This window comes from Alcanivorax sp. HI0083, assembly GCF_001635175.1.
The window spans coordinates 1-485 of the sequence record NZ_LWFX01000062.1 but is presented as its reverse complement, the minus strand read 5'-3'; the positions used below and the strand labels follow the sequence as shown (position 1 = coordinate 485).

At 57.1% G+C, this 485-nt stretch carries 2 protein-coding genes; one reads left to right on the top strand and one right to left on the bottom strand.

From position 1 onward, the window contains the following. Nucleotides 1–273 (top strand): YhbY family RNA-binding protein (locus tag A3754_RS00675; protein ID WP_063518573.1); only part of this gene is annotated, 273 nt, incomplete at its 5' end. A 101-nt stretch (nucleotides 274–374) separates the two neighbouring features. Here A3754_RS00675 and A3754_RS00670 read toward each other — a convergent pair. Beyond that, on the bottom strand, nucleotides 375–485 hold a 111-nt coding region (locus A3754_RS00670; protein WP_197468343.1), incomplete at its 5' end, for a GreA/GreB family elongation factor.

Below are 485 nucleotides of genomic sequence, written 5' to 3'. Positions count from 1 at the left end.
GGTCACCACCTGAAACCCGTTCTGATCTTTGGCGACAAGGGACTCAGCGACAACTTCGTGGAAGAACTCAACCTGCGCCTGGAAGATCACGAGCTCATCAAAGTGAAAGTCAACGCAGAAACCCGCGACGACCGCGCCGCCATTGTGCAGGCCCTGACCGAAAAAGGCAGCGCCGAGCTAATCCAGCGTATCGGCAACATCGCCCTGCTCTACCGCCCGGCCCAAAAGCCCAGCGCCAAACTGTCGAACATCCTGCGCTATCAGAATGCCTGACGCCCAAGGCCCAACGCAGGATGCCAAAAGCAAAAAAGGCGGCGTGTTATCACGCCGCCTTTTTTATTGTCGTCTGGCGTCATGCATCGGGCATCAAGCGCCTAGATATGCTCCACCTGATCGACTTCGTACTCACGGGTACCGCCGGGGGTATCAATCTGCACCACATCGCCTTCTTCACGACCAATCAAACCGCGGGCGATGGGTGAGTT